The organism is Kribbella sancticallisti (genome assembly GCF_039530625.1).
GTDB lineage: Bacteria > Actinomycetota > Actinomycetes > Propionibacteriales > Kribbellaceae > Kribbella > Kribbella sancticallisti.
Genome location: NZ_BAAAOS010000007.1, coordinates 426,910 through 442,650, shown reverse-complemented (window position 1 = coordinate 442,650; position 15,741 = coordinate 426,910). Strand labels below are relative to the sequence as shown.

Here is a 15,741-nt window from a genome sequence, read left to right as displayed (position 1 = left end):
TGCTAGAGGTTGGCGGCCGGTGTCATGGAGGCCTTCCAGAAGTCCGAGTAGCGGGGGTCCCGGTGTAGGAGGTCGTTGTGGTTGCCCTGGGCAATAATTCGACCGTTGTCGAGGAAGATGACGTGGTCGGCGCGTTGGACGGTGCGGAGGCGGTGGGCGACCATCACGACTGTGCGGCCTTTCATCAGGCGTTCGATGCCGTCGTGGACGGCGGCTTCGTTCAATGGGTCCAGGGCGGAACTCACCTCGTCCAGCAGCACGATGGGCGCGTTCTTCAGCAGGGCTCGTGCGATCGAGACGCGTTGGCGCTCGCCTCCTGAGAGCAGTGCGCCGCCTTCGCCCACGGTCGTTGCCGCGCCGCCGGGAAGGCGCTCGATCACTTCGTCCAAGCGTGCCGCCGTTACCGCCGCCCGTACGTCGGCGTCGGCGGCGTCGGGCCGGCCGAGGCGGACGTTCTCCTCGATTGTCGCGTCGAAGAGATAGACGTCCTGGAAGACGATGGCGATCTGCGCCATCAACACCTCGGTAGTGATCGCGCGAACGTCCACGCCACCCACCCGCACCGCGCCCGCGTCCACGTCGTAGAACCGCGCGAGCAACTGCAGCAAGGTGGACTTGCCCGCGCCCGACGGTCCGACCACGGCGAGGCGCTGTCCCTCGGGTACGGACAACGACAGGTTCTCGATGACCGTGCGATCGCCGTGCCGAAAGGCGACGGACTCGAACTCCAGGTCGTGGCGTTCCGGCTGGATCGGTTCGCGGGGCTCCGGCAGCGGCTCAGTACGCAGTACGGTGTCCAGCCTTGCGAGTACGGAACGGGCGACGCGTAGTTGGCCGCCGACCTCCGCGAGCGACAACAGCGGATCCGCGCAGCGGGCGGCCAGCACCAGGATCGCCAGAATCTCGGCCGCACCGATCTGCCCGCCGAGCGCCAGATAGGTGCCCAGGACAAGCAATACGGTGAACATCGCCTGCACGGTGAGCGTCAAGCCCAGTACGCCGGGCAGGGTCGACAGCGTGGAGCGGCGGGACGCGCGCTGGAGTTCATGCAGCGAGTCGTCGAGCAGGCGGAAGCGTTCAGCGGTCCGGCCGCCGGCGCGCAGTACGGGCTGGGCTTGGAGGAACTCGATCACTCGCCCGGTCGCCTCGTGGTCGCGTTCGGCGCGTTGCGCATCACCGGCGGCCATCGAGCGTCCGGTCCAGCGCTGGATCGCCGCCACAATCGGTACGCCGACCAGCGCCGCCAGCCCAAGCTGCCAATGGAAAGCAAGCATCACGACGACGATCGTCAGGGGAGTCACGGCCGCGGAGATGAACGGTGCGAGCAGATGCGCGATCACGCCCATTGCCTGCAGAACTCCACGGCTGGCCAGGACCGACACCTCGCCGACCCGGCCGGCGCCGTACCAACCGATGGGCAGGCGGGCCAGATGATCGCCGAGCCGCACATACATACCGCGCAACAACGTGGTCCCGACGCGGAAACCAGACAGATCGCTGACATAGCGCAGTACTGCGTACACCGCGACCGCGGCGCCGAACGCGATCAGCCAGGGCCAGACATCGTCGGGCGTGCTTCCGAAGAGTGCTCGCAGCACGGGAACCAACAGCGCGTACGACAGACCTTCGACCACAGCGGTCGTCGTCATCAGAGCCACCGTGCGACGTACCGGCGGGGCGTACTCGGGTCCGAGCGCGCGCAGCAGCATTCGAATCATCGGGGCTCGTCTCCTTGCGGTACGTCGGCGTGGGCTTGGTCGGCGGCCGCCGATCGGTGGGACTGCCAGAACGCGGCGAACTTTCCGTTCCCGGCCAGCAGTTCGGCGGGTTCGCCCCGCTCGACGATCTCGCCGTTGTCCAGCATCACGGCGGTGTCGGCGTGGGCGACCGTCTCCAGCCGATGGGCGATGACCAGAATGGTCTTGTCGCCCGCCAAGGTCGCCAGGGCACGGCGTACCGCGTGTTCGGTCCGCGGGTCGGCGAAGGCGGTCGCCTCGTCGAGCACGAGAACAGGCGCGTCGGCGAGCAGCGCGCGGGCGATCGAGATCCGCTGTGCCTCGCCACCGGACAGCCCGGACTCCTCCTTGAGGATCGTGTCGTACCCACGCGGCAACTCGAGGATCCGGTCGTGGATGTTCGCCAGTTTTGCGACGCGTACGACGTCGTCGAGGTCGGCCTGCGGAACCGCCAGCGCGATGTTGTCCGCGACCGACGCGCGCAGCAGGGAGGTGTCCTGGAAGACGAAGGAGACCGTCCGGTAGAGGTCCCGGCTGCCGAGCTCGCGCAGATCGACACCGCCGAGGGTGACCGAACCGTGGGTCGGGTCGAAGAACCGCGGCAACAGCTGAACCATCGTGGACTTTCCGCTCCCCGACGGCCCGACGATCGCGGTGACCGTCCCCGGCTCGAGGACCAGATCGATCCCGCGCAGTACCTCGTGATCGGTGACGTAGCCGAATCGAACGTCACGGAGTACCACGCGGTGGCCCTGTGGCGCGGTCGGATTCGTTGGCTCCGGCAACGACTGGACCGTGAGCACGTCCTGGATCCGGCCGACCGCGCGCCGAGCGGCCTGCAGGTCGTCGAAGCCATGGCCGAGGGCCGCCACCGGAGCGGTCAATCCCAACCCCAGCAGCAGAAAGGGCAGCAGGTCGGCCGGGGCCATGCCACCGCTCGTGATCCGGGCCGTACCGCCGATCAGTACGACCAGCAGGACGAACGGCGGCGACAGCGCCAGTTGCATCCCCGCGGCGATCCCGGACAGACCGCGGACCATCCGGTAGAAGCTCGTCACGAATTCGTCGACGGTCGTGCGGAATTTACGGTGCGCACGCTCGCCTCCACCGAATGCCTTGACCACCGCGATGCCCTGGACGAACTCGACGACCGAGTTCGAGATCCGTCCCATCCCCGCGTCGAACTCCTTCTGCTCGCGCAACCGGGTCGGGGTCATCATCAGCGGGACCAGCGCCACCGCCAGCAGCACCGGTATCAGGGTGATCAGCGTGAGCCGCGAGTCGACGGTGAACAGGTAGATCAGCGACACGATCGGCACCACGAAGGCGGAGACCAGCTCGCTGGGGGTGTGGGCGATGAACGGGTGCACGGCACTCACGTCTTCCCCGACCACCTTCGCCAGCTCGCCGGTCCGGCGCCGGGAGAACCAGCCGATCGGTACGCGGCCCAGCCGCGCGGCCAGTTGGCGGCGGAACGACAGTTGCACCTGGTCGTCCAGGACATGGCCGATGCCGGATGCCGTTGCCGTGAACAACAGTCGGACGAGCAGGCCGATCGCGCCCGCGATCACGACGGTCCAGACATACCCGTGGTCAGGCGGATCGGGCGACAGCAGGGCACGGCCCAGTTCGACGACTGCCAGCAGTGGCGCCAGGCCCACGACCGCGCCGATCACTTGCAGGATCACCACGGCGGCGAAGCTCCCGAGGTACGGGCGCAACAGTTGGACGAGGCTCTGCCGCACCCCGGTGTCATCCGGCGGTGAGGTGGACTGCACTCTCGCCTCGGCAAGATCAGTGGTTGTCATTGGTCTCCCTCGACGTCGACGCGGCCAGTTCCATCAGCCGGCAAGGCGGTCTCGGAGGAACTCGGCGATCTGAGTCCGCGCAGCCTTCGCCTGTGGAACCACGCCCGGCATGCTGAGGAACGCGTGGCCGGCGCCGGGGTGTTCGCTCAACTGCACGGAGGTCCCGGCCTCGCGAAGACGAACGGCGTACGCGCGTCCGTGGTCGGCCAGCGGGTCGAGGGTCGGGACCACCACGAGCGCCGGAGCCAGGCCGCTCAGGTCGTCGGCGTACAGCGGGGATACCGCTTGAGGGTCCGTCCCTTCCGGAACAGCCAGTCGACGGAACAACTTCATCTGCGTCACGGTGAGCGTCGGACTGTTGGCGTGCTCGATCATCGAGGCGTAGTGGAACGCCGTCGAGGTCAGATCGGCACAGGGATTGACCAGTACCTGCGCCCGCAGCGGCAGACCGGATTCCCGGGCCCGGATCGCGGCCAGGGCGGTGACCATCGAGCCGGCGCTCTCGCCGAAGACAGCGATCCGCGCTGGATCGACTCCCCACTCCGGGGCGTGCTGCACCACCTGGCGCAGTACGTCCCAGCCGTCGTCGGCAGCCGCTGACAATGGCGTCTCGGGGGCGAGGAGGCGGTGCTCGACCGACACGACCACTGCGGGCAGCCGCGCGGCCAGGTGACTGTTGACCCAGTCGCTCTGCGCCGCCGTGCCGACGAATCCGCCGCCGTGCACATGGAGGACGAGCGGCAGGCCGGCCACGTCGGCGGCTGGGCCGCCGCGCTTGGGCGACGGCCGGTACACCCGGACCCGCAGTACGCGATCGGGCAGCGTCAGTTCCTGCCAGCCGATCGTGGCGCCACGGTCCGGACAGCCGGTGATCACCCGAGCCAGGCCAGAAGACCGCCTGCGGTTCTCCGCCTCGCGGAAGGCGACCAGCGCCTCGGCCGGCATCGTCAACCAGTCGGGCTCCTTTCGCAGAGCATGCAGCAGCCGGATGCCCAGCGGCGGCCGCAGGACAGTGGTGGTCTCGCTCATGGCTTCTCCTCGATAGATCGATTTCGCTACTAGAAGTATCGATACCTTGAGTAGCATAACTCGCTATCGTGGGACCATGGCCCGAGCAACCCCCACCAGACCCCCCGGCCGCCCCCGCGCCGGCGTTGACGCGGTGGTCTTCGCCGCAACGCTGAGCACCGTCGACGAGGTCGGGTACGCGCACGCCACCGTGGATCGCATCGCCGCCGCGGCAGGGATCGCGAAGACGACGATCTACCGGCGGTGGCCGTCGAAGGGCGCGCTGATTGTCGCGTGCCTCCTCGACGCCTTCGGTCCGGCGCCGCTGAAGGGCGCCGACCGGGAGGAGGTTCTGGCGTCAGCCATCCGCTGGGTCGCGGCGAAGATCGGCGAACCCGGGATCGGCGCGGCCTTCGCAGGCGTGTTCACCGATGCCGTCAACGATCCCGCCCTGCGACAGATCCTTTCCACCCAACTGCAGGACCCGTACCGGCTCGCGCTCGAGGAGGCGCTGGGTGAACCGGAGAATCGGGTCCTCTTCTTCATCGACGTCGTCGTCGGAACCCTGCTCCACCGCCTGGGCATGACCGGCGAGCCGATGGTCGACGCAGACGTGGACGCCCTTGTTGAGATGGTCCTCCGCGTACTTCGCTAGCTCTTTCAGCGGATTCGGTCGTAGACGAGAGCCAGCGTGCCGTGGTCGCCCGCAGCCTGGCTGGCGAGCGTCCATTGGCCTGCGGGGAGCCCGTCGTCGAAGAGTCGTGGGCCGCCGCCGAGGAAGATCGGAAAGACTGTGAGGGCCAGTCGGTCGACCTTGTCGGCTGCCAGCAGAGCCTTGATGACGCTGGCGCTGGAGAGGACGAGGATGTCGCCGCCTGCGGTCGCCTTGAGGTCCGTGACGACCTCGGCGGCCGGCTTGTCGGCGATCGTGGTCCGCTCCCACGGTGCCTCATCGAGAGTGGAGGACAGGACCACCTTGTCGGTGTCGACGAGCCACTGCGCGAAGCCCTCGTCGCGGGGATCGGCACCCTCCATGCCGATGACGGTGGGCCAGAAGCCGAGGAAGCCCTCGGCGTTGACCCGGCCGAGCATGGCGGTTGTCGCCGACTCCCGGAGGGTGGTCAGGTGGTCGCGGGCGACGTCGGTGACGGCGTACGGCATCACCCAACTCATGTCCAGCGGGTCGGCCGGCGCGGCATAGTGGCCGTCGAGGGACAGGGCGATGTTGGTGACGACCCTGCGGCCGCCGGTCTGGTCGGTCATCTCGTTCTCCTCTTGCGAGTTTTGCTGTCGTGGGAAGCCGCGGCGAGGGTGGCCGCGAGTTTGTCGAGGCTCTGGCCGAAGCCGATCTCGATGCCTGCGATGAAGTCCGCGGAGTCGACCGTGCTGTCCGTGATTCGCCAGCGGGCCTCGAGATCGGTGCCGGTAGTGGTGGGCCGGAGGTCGAGATCGACATGAGCGGTGAAGGCGACGCTCCCGTCGGGAAGCCGTGGAGAGAGCCGGTACGCGAGGTGCTCACCAGCACGTACGTCGTCGACGACCCCTTCCCCGCGCCCGGCGACCACATCGGAGCCGTCCGCATCCTCGACATCGCGGTACTCCAGGACGATCCGCCCACCCGGCCGCGCCTCGAAGGCGAGTTCCGAGACGCGGAGATCCTCGGGGGTCCACCATCCGGCGAGCAGTGCGGGCTCGGTCAGGTGACGCCAGACCAGTTCAGGACTCCCTGTAAGTGACCGGAGGAACCTGAACGACCGATCGTCAGCCCAGCCCGGCTCCTCGGCGGCGAGCCGCTCCGCGTCGAGGCTGAGACCGTAGCGGTCGTAGGTCTCGCGCGGACCCTCGCCGGCTGCGTCGGCGAGCCGACTGAGCGCGGCCGCCAAGTCCCGCAGAGGACCGGAGCGAAGCGCGTACACGCGGCGCTGACCGCTGCGCTGGGACACGACGAGGCCGGCGCGCTCAAGGGTCTGCAGGTGCTTGGTCGTCTGCGGTTGACGCGCGTCGGCGAGTTGAGCGAGTACCCCGACCGAGCGCGGCCGCTCGGCCAACAGGGTGACCAGCCGCCATCGTGCGGGGTCGGCCAAGGCGGTGAGTAGGGCGTCCATGAACCAAATCATTCTCCACAACGAATATTCGTGTCAAGGAATAATTTGACCGATGGACGCGGAGAACGATCCTGACCCTGCGACACGTTCACTCTTCACCAGCGGAGCGCTCGCGGTTCGGCGGATCTCTTCAAGGAGCGACGGATGACTGACAGCCCGGAAACCGACCGCGACGACGACACCGGCCCCGAGAAGTTCCGTCACCTCCCGCCGGCGGTGAAGCTCGAAGACACCATCGCCACGCACGACCCGGACCCGGAGCCGGATCCCGAACTCGGCGGGGACACCCAGACCGAGTTCACGATTCGCTACTCCGGATAGACCGCCCGGACGGCGGGTCAGGACCTGCACAGAACCTTCGCAATTCGTTCGCAAAACCCGACCAGGCGGGCTTCTAGGGTCGCGTCATGATTCAGATTCGCGGGCTGACGAAGCGGTACGGCGAGGTGCTGGCGGTCGACGATCTGAGCTTCGACGTCGAGCCGGGAAAGGTCACCGGATTCCTCGGGCCGAACGGGGCGGGGAAGTCCACCACGATGCGGATGGTCCTCGGCCTCGACCGGCCCAGTGCGGGGCAGGCGCTGGTGAACGGCCGCCCGTTCGCCTCGTACGCCGAACCGCTCCGCGAGGTCGGCGCGCTCCTCGACCCCGGCTCGGTGCACCCCGGACGCACCGGCCGCAACCACCTCCGGGTGGCTGCCCGGACGAACGGGCTCCCGGAGCGCCGGGTGGAAGAGGTGATCGAGCAGGTCGGGCTCGGCAGTGCGGCGCGTCGCCGGATCAAGGGCTACTCGCTGGGTATGCGCCAGCGGCTCGGAATCGCGGCGGCCCTGCTCGCCGACCCGCGGGTGCTGCTGTTCGACGAGCCGATCAACGGGCTGGATCTCGACGGCGTCCGGTGGATCCGTGAGCTCCTGCGCCGGCTCGCCGACGAGGGCCGCACCGTGCTCGTGTCCAGCCACTTGATGAGCGAGATGCAGCAGACGGCCGACCGGCTGGTCGTCATCGGTCGCGGCCGGTTGATCGCCGACGCGACGACCGAGGATCTCCTTGCCGGGTTGGGGCGCCGCCAGGTGCGAGTCCGAAGTTCACAGCCGGAGCCGCTCCTCAGGCGGCTGCGGGAGCACGGCCTCACGGTTCAGCGCCTCGACGCCGACGAGTTGCAGGTCGAGGACAGCACCGCCGAGGAAGTGGGCGAGCTCGCTCATGTCCTGCGGATTCCGCTTCATCACCTCTCCGATGTCGCGCAGTCCCTCGAAGAGGCCTTCATCGAGCTGACCGGCGACAGCGTGGAGTACCACGGCCGCAGTACCGAGTCCGTCGAAGCGACAACGGAGGTAGCACCGTGACCGCCCAACCTGCTCTGGATGTCTTGCCTGACCAGGTTTCCGGAGGACGCGTGTTCGCGCGTACCTGTGCTGCCGAGTGGACCCGGCTGTGGACGATCAAGGCCACCTGGTGGTTCCTGGCCGTGGCGGCCGCGATGATGCTGGGGTTCGGCACCATCGCGGGCCTCGACGCGGCCGGGAACCCGAATCAACCCGTCGGTGACCCGGCGTGGACGGCGTCGACGTTCACCGCGCTCCCGGCGCAGTTCGCCTTCCTTGCTCTCGTGCTCACCGCGGTGACGTCGGACTACGCCACCGGCGGAATCGTGCCGACCCTGCAGTGGACGCCACGCCGGACGATCTTCTTCCTCGCCCGCACTCTCGTGGCCGTGGTGACCGCCACGATCGCGGGTGCGCTGCTGGCGCTGGGGTCGGCCCTGGCGGGCTTCCTCGCGGCCCGGCCGGTCCTGACTCTCCCGCTGGACGAAGGCATCGATGTGCTCGCCACCGTCGCCTTCGTGTTCGCGGCGGGGACCGCGCTCGCCGCCGGCCTCGGATTCGTGCTCCGCAACACGGCCGGCGCCCTGGTCTCGGTATTCCTCCTGATCCTCCTGCTCCCGCTGTTGCTGCCACAGTTCGGCTACCAGTGGCTGACCGACGTCGCCGACCTGCTGCCAGGATCGCGGGCGGTGTTCCTCCTGACCGGTGAGCCGACTGACCGGGGAATGACGACCACGTCCTCGGTGATCACCATGCTGGCCTGGGCCTTGGGCACGCTCCTGCTCGGCTGGCTGCGGCTGATGCGAGACGACGCCAACCGGTGAGCGGCATGGCAGACCTGCACAGAACCTTCACGAGTCGTCCCTCACTCTGGACCGAGCGGGCTCCTAGTCTCACAACATGGCAGTCAGCGGAGCGGCGCCCAGGATCCTTGTCGTCGAGGACGAGCCGGTGATCAACCAGGCGGTCACGGACCGGCTGCGCGGCTCGGGGTACGAGGTCGTCCAGGCCTGGGACGGACCGGGCGCGGTCGCGCAGTTCACGGACACGACGCCTGATCTGGTCCTCCTGGACGTCATGCTGCCCGGGTTCGACGGGCACGAGGTGTGCCGGCGGATCCAGGCCGAGCGGCCGGTCCCGGTGCTGATGCTGACCGCGCGCGACGACGAGGCGGACATCCTGGTGGGGCTCGGTGTCGGTGCCGACGACTACCTGACCAAGCCGTTCCGGATGCGGGAGTTGGTGGCCCGCGTTGCCGCCCTGCTGCGCCGGGTCGATCGCGCTGCGCACCTGGCGGCCCGCTCTGCGAACGATCTGGGCGACCTGCGGGTCGATGCGGCCTCTCGCCGGGTCTGGGTCGCCGAGACCGAGGTGCATCTGACGCCCACCGAGTTCGATCTCCTGCTCTGCCTCGCCGGCAACCCGGGCGTGGTCCTCACGCGCGAGCACCTGTACGCCGAAGTCTGGGGCTGGCCGGGCGCCTCCGGGACCCGGACGGTCGACAGCCACGTGAAGGCGCTGCGAGCCAAGATCGGTGCCGAGCGGGTCCGCACGGTGCACGGCGTCGGCTACGCCCTCGAGCCCAGGAGCGCAGCATGAGCAGCCCGCTGCTGGACCAGGTCACTTCGGTCAAGGTCAAGCTCGGGTTGCTCGTCGCGGTCAGTGTCACCGTGGCTTCGGTTCTGGCGGCGGTCGGTGCCGTCGGCACCGTTCCGATCTGGCTCAGCGTCCCGGTGACCGTGGCCCTGGCTCTCGGGGTGACCCAGTTGCTGGCCGTCGGGATGACCTCACCCCTGCGCGAGATGACCGCCGCGGCCCGGAAGATGGCCCGCGGCGACTACTCCGGCCGGGTCACCGCGACCTCGAGCGACGAGGTCGGTGAACTGGCCCGAGCCTTCAACCGGATGGCCGAGGACCTGGCCGCTGTCGACCGCCAGCGCCGCGAACTGGTGGCGAACGTCAGCCACGAACTTCGTACTCCGCTCGCCGCCCTCTGCGCCGTGCTCGAGAACCTCGTCGACGGCGTCGCCGAGCCGGACCCGGTGATGCTTCGGACGGCGCTCGACCAGGCCGAACGGCTCTCCACCCTCGCCTCCGATCTCCTCGACCTGGCCCGGGTGGACGCCGGCAAGGCCCAGTTGTCCACCACGCAGGTGGCCGTCCAGGAGTTGCTCGAGCGCGCTGTGGCCGAGGCGGAGGTGACCGGCCGCGAGGTGCGGTACGACGTACGGGTCGCGCCGCCGACGTTGACCGCCTCGGCCGACCAGGCGCGGCTCCACCAGTTGGTCGCCAACCTGCTCGACAACGCATCCCGGCACAGCCCTGCCGGTGGGGTCGTCCGGATCACCGCGCAGGACACGCCTACCGGCTGGCGACTGGAGGTCGCCGACGAAGGGCCCGGCATCCCCGCCGCCGACCGAGACCGCGTCTTCGAGCGGTTCGGAACGCTGACGGACGCCGAGGGTGGCGGTGGTACCGGCCTGGGCCTCGCGATCGCCCGATGGGTGACCGACCTCCACGGCGGGACCATCCACTTCGTCGAGCCCGAGCCGCGCAGTACCGGGGCCAGAGTGCGCGTCGATCTCCCGCACCAGCCCCGGCAGCACGCTCATGCAACCAAGATGGCCAAGGAGCCGATCATGTCGAAGCCCGTCGATAGTCCGCCACCAACCGCGTCCGCGGCCCCAACCGCACCTGCGTCACCTGCGGCGCCCATCGTGGCCCGCGCGCCGGAGCCGGGGATGGACATGCTGTTCGGCAGGTTCTGGCCCGACGCTCGGGTTCCGGGGAACGTCCGCGCGCTGCTCTGCAGCCTGGGGGTCGGCCTATTGGCCGGCATCATCCTGCCGTTCCGCGACCTCGGCATCGGTACGTTCGTGGTGTTGCTGGCGGCCGGCGGTGTGATCCTCGGGTTCAGCGTCAACCGTCGATCCCGCTTCACACTGACCTGTGCCGCGCTGTGCCTGCTCCTGGCCGCGACCGTTTTCGTCCGGGACGCGGAGTGGATCGCGGTCCTGTGCCTGATGGCCGGTGGCGCCGTCTGCATGGCCGCGCTGGTGAACGGCCGAACCCTGCCCGCCTTCATCCTCGCAGGCATCTCCTGGCCGCTCGCTGGACTCCGTGGGCTCCCATGGCTGGGTCGCTCGCTGCAGGCCGTCACAGGTCTGCGGGAACGAGCAGCGGCGTTGCGGACGATCCTGTTGTCGCTGCTGGGGGTCCTGGTCTTCGGACTGTTGTTCGCCTCCGCCGACGCGGTTTTCGCGAAGTGGGCGGGTGCGATCGTCCCGGACCTTGAGCTCGACTCGTTCGTACTGCGGGCGTTCCTCACCGTGGCCGTCGGAGGCGTGGTGCTGGCGGCGACGTACCTCGCCCTGAACCCGCCCAACGTCGAACCGGTAGCCGGTACTGCGCGGCCGGTCGCGCGCCGGTACGAGTGGCTCGCGCCGGTGCTGCTCGTCGACGCGGTCTTCCTGGTCTTCCTTGCAGCGCAGGCCACTGCGAGTTTCGGCGGCCACGAGTACCTCGAGCGCATCACCGGGCTCACCTACGCGGAGTACGTGCATCAGGGCTTCGGCCAGCTCACGGTGGCCACCGCCCTCACCCTGCTCGTCGTCTGGGTAGCCGCCCGCAAAGCACCCCGTACTACGGCCGCGGACGTCGCCTGGTTGCGTGGGTCGCTTGGCCTGCTCTGCGTGCTGACTTTGGTCGTTGTCGCCTCCGCGCTCTACCGGATGCACGTCTACCAGGAGGCGTACGGCTTCACCCAACTCCGCCTTCTGGTCGACGTCTTCGAGGGCTGGCTCGGGCTGCTGGTGGTCGGCGTGATGGTGGCGGGTGTGACGCTGCGGGCGAGTTGGCTGCCTCGCGCCGCGTTGCTCAGCGGCGCCGGCCTCCTCCTCGCGATCGCCGCGATCAACCCGGATGCCTGGATCGCGCAGCACAACGTCGACCGGTACGCCGAAACGGGCAAGGTGGATTGGCGGTTCCTGCAGGACCTTTCCGACGATGCGGTGCCGGTGCTGGCCACCCTCCCGGCCGATGTGGTCGGGTGCGCGCTGAAGGGACACGATCTCGCCGACGACGACTGGCTCGAGTGGAACGTCGGACGGCACCGCGCGGAGCCTTTGCTGCGTTCCCATCTGGCGAGCTCGGGGCCTGCCCCGGTCTGCAGGAGCGTCGGCTGACTGGGATACGCAAAAGCTGAACTACCGGCAGAAGGCCAACTGCCGGTAGGACTGCCTGTCCTCACCTTCGCCCGACCGGTGTCATGGAGTGACCGGCCGATCACTGATCGGCATCGCTTCAACGGGAGGAACATCAGTGAGGATGATCAACCGCCGTGCCGTCATCGCAACAGCTCTGTCGCTGTTCGCGGTCACGGTCTGCGTCACACCCTGGGGGGCCGCCGCCGCTGCCGCAGCCGGCACTGCAACCTCTTCAGTCGCGGTACAGGCCGCGGCCACCGAGGCGGCAAGCGGCGATGACGAGGTTGTCGTCGTTCAGCGGAACGCTGTGGGAGCCGTCACGAAGGTGACCCGGTACGAGCCGGCCGGCTCCGCCGAGAAGCTCAGGGCCGAGCTTCGGGCCCGGGGCGTCACCGGCATCGTCCCCGCCGGGGAGATGGGGCCGAACAAGATCCAGGCCTGTGCTCCGTTCGTCGGTACCGCGGCGGCTTGGTGCAGTCACGCCTGGGCCTACAACCAGTTCAACGATCCGCAGGTCTACTTCCTCGACCACACGCCCGCGGGCTACCCGGTCACCGACGCGGTGGCCGACTGGTACCAGTCGCCGGGGATCGACTCGTACTACCGCTGGCACACGCAGGGCTGCCCCGGCAACGGGCGACACTGTGTCCACGTCTACGCGGTCAATAGCCCGCTCAGCTGGTACGGCCAGACCAGTTGGGCGGCGAACGCTCCGCAGGGCCCGGCCAAGGTCGAGCTGAACACCAGGTTGCTCGGCAACGCGACTCAGCGGCGCAAGACCACCTGCCATGAACTGGGTCACGCGCTCGGCCTCGACCACAACTCGTCCACCAACAGCTGCCTGAAGAGTGGCACCGTGGGAGCGGGCTGGTCGGTCCGTCCGTCCGGTGACGACTTCCAGGTACTCAATCAGCTCTACCCCAAGCCCGGTACCTGATCGACAGGTTCCACCACGCGTGAGTCCCGTGCTGCCGGCAATCCCTGCCGGCAGCACGGCACAATCGGTGGATGGCCAAACGAAGCGATCGCCGCGCGGTTGCATCCTGTCCCTGCGGTTCGGGCGCTCCCTACGACCAGTGCTGCGGCGCTCTGCACCAGGGCCGCGCAGCAGCCGCCACCGCCGAGCAGCTGATGCGCTCCCGCTACGCCGCCTTCGTCGTAGGCGACGCGGACTACCTCCTGCGCACCTGGGCTACTGCGACACGACCCCCGGACCTGAGCCTCGACAACGACCTGCGCTGGACCGGTCTGGAAATCCTGGCCACAACCGCCGGAACCCCCTTCCACACCGAGGGATCCGTCGAGTTCCGCGCCGGGTTCATCGCGGACGGCCACCCGGGCGACCAGTACGAGCACAGCCGTTTCGTCCGCGAGGACGGGCTCTGGGTCTACGTCGAAGCCCTTTGATACTTGCGACTTCAGCTGCAGAGGGCTGTGTCGAGGGTTGCGTCGAGGTGTTTCACGTTGGCTTCGGTGGTGGGGAGCGCGGTGACGGTGATGGTGGCGGCGCGGCCGTCGGGGGTGGCGGCGTTGACGGTGCTGTAGCCGGGGATGTTGCCGCCGTGGGACCAGGCGAAGCCGCCGCAGCTGAGGTTGAAGGTGGCCAGGCCTAGGCCGTAGCGGGAGCCGCCGACGCTGTCGAAGCCGGGGGCGTCGACGGTGGTCTGCATCTCCTTGAGTTCCTGGGGGCGCAGGAGTTTGCCCCTGACCAGGGCGCTGAGGAAGCGGTTGAGGTCGCTCGGGGTGCTGACCAACGCGCCGGCCGACCACGCCATCGACGTGTCCTGGTCGGTCACGTCGAGCAGTTGACCGGACTTGGTGCTGAAGTAGCCGTGCGGGTGCCGTTCTCGGAGGTTCTGCTCGCCCACCGCCGGCCAGTACGTGTCGCGAAGCCGGAGAGGGTCGATGATTCGGTGGGTGATCTCCTCGCCGATCGGCCGGCCCGTGACGCGCTGGACGAGCAGCCCGGCGACGACGTAGTTGGTGTTGCTGTAGCTCCAGCCCTTCGTGGGTTGAAGATTCAGGGCGAGATCGACCAGTTGGCGCGGTTCGAAGTACGTGTGCTGGAGCGACGGGAAATTGGCGATGTCGCCGTTCATCGCGGCCAGGACGTAGTCGGGCAAGCCGCTGGTGTGTTGCAGCAACTGACGGGTGGTGATCTTGCGGCCGTCCCCACCCGGGCCGCGGATGATGCCCGGCAGGTAGCTCTCGATCGGCTCGTCGAGCTTCAGCTTGCCCTCGCCAACGAGTTGCAGCACGACGGTCGCGACGAAGATCTTGGTATTGCTGCCGATCCGCACCTGTCCGTCGACCGGCACTCGCGCACCTGAGGCTCGGTCTCCGACACCGGCCACGTAGTTCCGCTTCCGCCCGTCCCGCTTCTGTACTGCGGCAAGCGCGCCGGTGAACTTGTCATCGTTGACCAAAGCATCCAAACGCCCCTGTACTGCGTCCGGACGCGACGCCGTCTCGGTGGCACTGGCCGAGGCGGGCAGAACCGCGGCTCCTCCCACTGCAGCCAACGCCGCGATGGTCGCCACCACCCTCCGGCGACCGAAGGACTTCGTACTACCGGACGGCGGGCGATCGGACATCGGAATCTCCTGGGTGCTTGACGATTTCGGGTCCCACCACGATCTCGTCAGACAGGCCCGCGGATCGATCCCGCGGACTGGAGTCCCTCGGTAGAGCTGGCCCCACCAACCGGTCGGCGCGGGCGGATCAGCAGGATGCCGCCCAAGATGAGCAGCATCCCTAGGAGCTGCTTGATCGTCAGGTGCTCGCCGGACAAGGTGGTGCCGAGGAGCACCCCGGTCAACGGGTTCAGCAGGCCGATGATGCCGACCGAGGCGGCACTGAGATGGCGCAGACCGGCGAACCAGGCCAGGTACGCACCCGCCGTCGCCACCAGTACGACGTACACGAAACCGGCGGCCGCCGGCAGATCCAGGGACGGCGGAGCGCCCTCGACGATCAGCGCGAACGGGACCACGGCCAGCCCGCCGGCGATCAACTGCCAGGAGGTGGTGGCGAGCAGATCGCCGCTGCGGCCCCACTTCTTGCTCAGGGCGTAGCCGAAGGACGACATCGTCACCGCTGCGAGTGAAGCCGCGACGCCTCGCAGGTTCACCCCGTCCTGTGCCGTCCCGAGCATCAGGCAGACTCCGGCGATGCCGGCGGCCGAGCCCAGCACCACCGCCAGCGTGGGACGTTCCGCGAGGAGGGCCCAGGCGAACAGCCCCATCGCCACCGGGGCCGTCGACATGATCGTCGAGGCCACACTCACCGGAAGGAGCTGGGAGGCGAGGTAGATCAGGGCGAAGAAGGCGCCCACGTTGCAGACGCCGAGCACGAAGGACTTCCACCACCAGTCGCCGGTCGGCCTGCGACGGGCCAGGCAGAGCAGGAGCAGGCCGGCGGGGAGCGCGCGGAAGACAGCACCGTACAGCGGGTGGTCGGCCGGCAGGTAGTGGTGGGTGACGTAGTAGTTGGTGCCCCACGCGACGGGCGCGATCGCGGTGATCGAGGCCCAGCGCAGCGTGGTGTCCATG

At 68.7% G+C, this 15,741-nt stretch carries 15 protein-coding genes; 8 read left to right on the top strand and 7 right to left on the bottom strand.

The window, feature by feature from the left end:
• Positions 1-2: 2 nt before the first annotated feature.
• Genes ABD255_RS05310 through ABD255_RS05300 form a run of 3 tightly spaced genes read right to left on the bottom strand, consistent with a single transcriptional unit; the run spans position 3 to position 4,573 of the window.
• A complete protein-coding gene (locus ABD255_RS05310) occupies positions 3-1,718 on the bottom strand; it encodes an ABC transporter ATP-binding protein (RefSeq protein ID WP_344210353.1) in 1,716 nt (571 codons plus the stop codon).
• Positions 1,715-3,544: an ABC transporter ATP-binding protein gene (locus ABD255_RS05305; protein WP_344210351.1), complete on the bottom strand. Its 1,830-nt coding sequence runs from the start codon at positions 3,542-3,544 to the stop codon at positions 1,715-1,717. Before ABD255_RS05305 ends, ABD255_RS05310 begins: the two co-directional genes overlap by 4 nt.
• 33 nt (positions 3,545-3,577) lie before the next feature.
• The gene (locus tag ABD255_RS05300) at positions 3,578-4,573 is read right to left on the bottom strand and encodes an alpha/beta hydrolase (RefSeq protein ID WP_344210349.1); all 996 of its coding nucleotides are present in this window, start codon (positions 4,571-4,573) and stop codon (positions 3,578-3,580) included.
• Between the two features lie 76 nt (positions 4,574-4,649).
• Between ABD255_RS05300 and ABD255_RS05295 the strand changes: the two genes are divergently transcribed.
• On the top strand, positions 4,650-5,207 hold the full coding sequence (locus ABD255_RS05295) for a TetR/AcrR family transcriptional regulator (RefSeq protein WP_344210347.1): 558 nt from the start codon (positions 4,650-4,652) through the stop codon (positions 5,205-5,207).
• A 5-nt stretch (positions 5,208-5,212) separates the two neighbouring features.
• On the opposite strand, the gene ABD255_RS05290 is transcribed toward ABD255_RS05295, so the two are convergent.
• The gene (locus ABD255_RS05290) at positions 5,213-5,815 is read right to left on the bottom strand and encodes a dihydrofolate reductase family protein (protein ID WP_344210345.1); all 603 of its coding nucleotides are present in this window, start codon (positions 5,813-5,815) and stop codon (positions 5,213-5,215) included.
• Positions 5,812-6,657 carry a metalloregulator ArsR/SmtB family transcription factor gene (locus ABD255_RS05285; protein WP_344210343.1) on the bottom strand — a complete coding sequence of 282 codons (846 nt, stop codon included), beginning with the start codon at positions 6,655-6,657 and terminating at the stop codon, positions 5,812-5,814. The genes ABD255_RS05290 and ABD255_RS05285 overlap by 4 nt, the downstream gene beginning before the upstream one ends.
• Before the next feature lie 144 nt (positions 6,658-6,801).
• Here ABD255_RS05285 and ABD255_RS05280 point away from each other — a divergent pair, with 144 nt between their 5' ends.
• From ABD255_RS05280 to ABD255_RS05250, 7 genes are all read left to right on the top strand, one after another.
• Positions 6,802-6,978, top strand: coding sequence for a hypothetical protein (locus ABD255_RS05280; protein WP_344210341.1), 177 nt, complete (start codon positions 6,802-6,804; stop codon positions 6,976-6,978).
• Positions 6,979-7,064: 86 nt separating this feature from the next.
• Positions 7,065-8,006 carry an ABC transporter ATP-binding protein gene (locus ABD255_RS05275; RefSeq protein ID WP_344210339.1) on the top strand — a complete coding sequence of 314 codons (942 nt, stop codon included), beginning with the start codon at positions 7,065-7,067 and terminating at the stop codon, positions 8,004-8,006.
• Positions 8,007-8,056: 50 nt separating this feature from the next.
• On the top strand, positions 8,057-8,809 hold the full coding sequence (locus ABD255_RS05270) for a hypothetical protein (protein ID WP_344210337.1): 753 nt from the start codon (positions 8,057-8,059) through the stop codon (positions 8,807-8,809).
• Positions 8,810-8,885: 76 nt separating this feature from the next.
• Positions 8,886-9,584 carry a response regulator transcription factor gene (locus ABD255_RS05265; RefSeq protein ID WP_344210335.1) on the top strand — a complete coding sequence of 233 codons (699 nt, stop codon included), beginning with the start codon at positions 8,886-8,888 and terminating at the stop codon, positions 9,582-9,584.
• Positions 9,581-12,169 carry a DUF4153 domain-containing protein gene (locus ABD255_RS05260; RefSeq protein ID WP_344210332.1) on the top strand — a complete coding sequence of 863 codons (2,589 nt, stop codon included), beginning with the start codon at positions 9,581-9,583 and terminating at the stop codon, positions 12,167-12,169. The genes ABD255_RS05265 and ABD255_RS05260 overlap by 4 nt, the downstream gene beginning before the upstream one ends.
• Positions 12,170-12,311: 142 nt before the next feature.
• A complete protein-coding gene (locus ABD255_RS05255; protein WP_344210330.1) occupies positions 12,312-13,127 on the top strand; it encodes a matrixin family metalloprotease in 816 nt (271 codons plus the stop codon).
• Positions 13,128-13,198: 71 nt separating this feature from the next.
• Positions 13,199-13,597 carry a YchJ family protein gene (locus tag ABD255_RS05250; RefSeq protein ID WP_344210328.1) on the top strand — a complete coding sequence of 133 codons (399 nt, stop codon included), beginning with the start codon at positions 13,199-13,201 and terminating at the stop codon, positions 13,595-13,597.
• A gap of 11 nt (positions 13,598-13,608) precedes the next feature.
• Here ABD255_RS05250 and ABD255_RS05245 read toward each other — a convergent pair whose 3' ends face one another.
• Together ABD255_RS05245 and ABD255_RS05240 are read right to left on the bottom strand one after the other, a co-directional pair.
• Positions 13,609-14,784 (bottom strand): serine hydrolase domain-containing protein, encoded by a 1,176-nt coding sequence (locus tag ABD255_RS05245; RefSeq protein ID WP_344210326.1) that lies wholly within the window; start codon positions 14,782-14,784, stop codon positions 13,609-13,611.
• A gap of 47 nt (positions 14,785-14,831) precedes the next feature.
• Positions 14,832-15,740, bottom strand: a complete 909-nt coding sequence (locus ABD255_RS05240) for a DMT family transporter (RefSeq protein ID WP_344210324.1) — start codon at positions 15,738-15,740, stop codon at positions 14,832-14,834.
• Position 15,741: the final 1 nt, after the last annotated feature.

Excerpts from the sequence above, each read along its gene's own strand:
- ABD255_RS05245 (WP_344210326.1), bottom strand. The coding sequence starts at position 14,784 with ATGTCCGATCGCCCGCCGTCCGGTAGTACGAAGTCCTTCGGTCGCCGG.
- ABD255_RS05260 (WP_344210332.1), top strand. The coding sequence starts at position 9,581 with ATGAGCAGCCCGCTGCTGGACCAGGTCACTTCGGTCAAGGTCAAGCTC.
- ABD255_RS05290 (WP_344210345.1), bottom strand. The coding sequence starts at position 5,815 with ATGACCGACCAGACCGGCGGCCGCAGGGTCGTCACCAACATCGCCCTG.
- ABD255_RS05255 (WP_344210330.1), top strand. The coding sequence starts at position 12,312 with ATGATCAACCGCCGTGCCGTCATCGCAACAGCTCTGTCGCTGTTCGCG.
- ABD255_RS05295 (WP_344210347.1), top strand. The coding sequence starts at position 4,650 with ATGGCCCGAGCAACCCCCACCAGACCCCCCGGCCGCCCCCGCGCCGGC.
- ABD255_RS05250 (WP_344210328.1), top strand. The coding sequence starts at position 13,199 with ATGGCCAAACGAAGCGATCGCCGCGCGGTTGCATCCTGTCCCTGCGGT.
- ABD255_RS05275 (WP_344210339.1), top strand. The coding sequence starts at position 7,065 with ATGATTCAGATTCGCGGGCTGACGAAGCGGTACGGCGAGGTGCTGGCG.
- ABD255_RS05310 (WP_344210353.1), bottom strand. The coding sequence starts at position 1,718 with ATGATTCGAATGCTGCTGCGCGCGCTCGGACCCGAGTACGCCCCGCCG.
- ABD255_RS05240 (WP_344210324.1), bottom strand. The coding sequence starts at position 15,740 with ATGGACACCACGCTGCGCTGGGCCTCGATCACCGCGATCGCGCCCGTC.
- ABD255_RS05305 (WP_344210351.1), bottom strand. The coding sequence starts at position 3,544 with ATGACAACCACTGATCTTGCCGAGGCGAGAGTGCAGTCCACCTCACCG.
- ABD255_RS05300 (WP_344210349.1), bottom strand. The coding sequence starts at position 4,573 with ATGAGCGAGACCACCACTGTCCTGCGGCCGCCGCTGGGCATCCGGCTG.
- ABD255_RS05265 (WP_344210335.1), top strand. The coding sequence starts at position 8,886 with ATGGCAGTCAGCGGAGCGGCGCCCAGGATCCTTGTCGTCGAGGACGAG.
- ABD255_RS05280 (WP_344210341.1), top strand. The coding sequence starts at position 6,802 with ATGACTGACAGCCCGGAAACCGACCGCGACGACGACACCGGCCCCGAG.
- ABD255_RS05285 (WP_344210343.1), bottom strand. The coding sequence starts at position 6,657 with ATGGACGCCCTACTCACCGCCTTGGCCGACCCCGCACGATGGCGGCTG.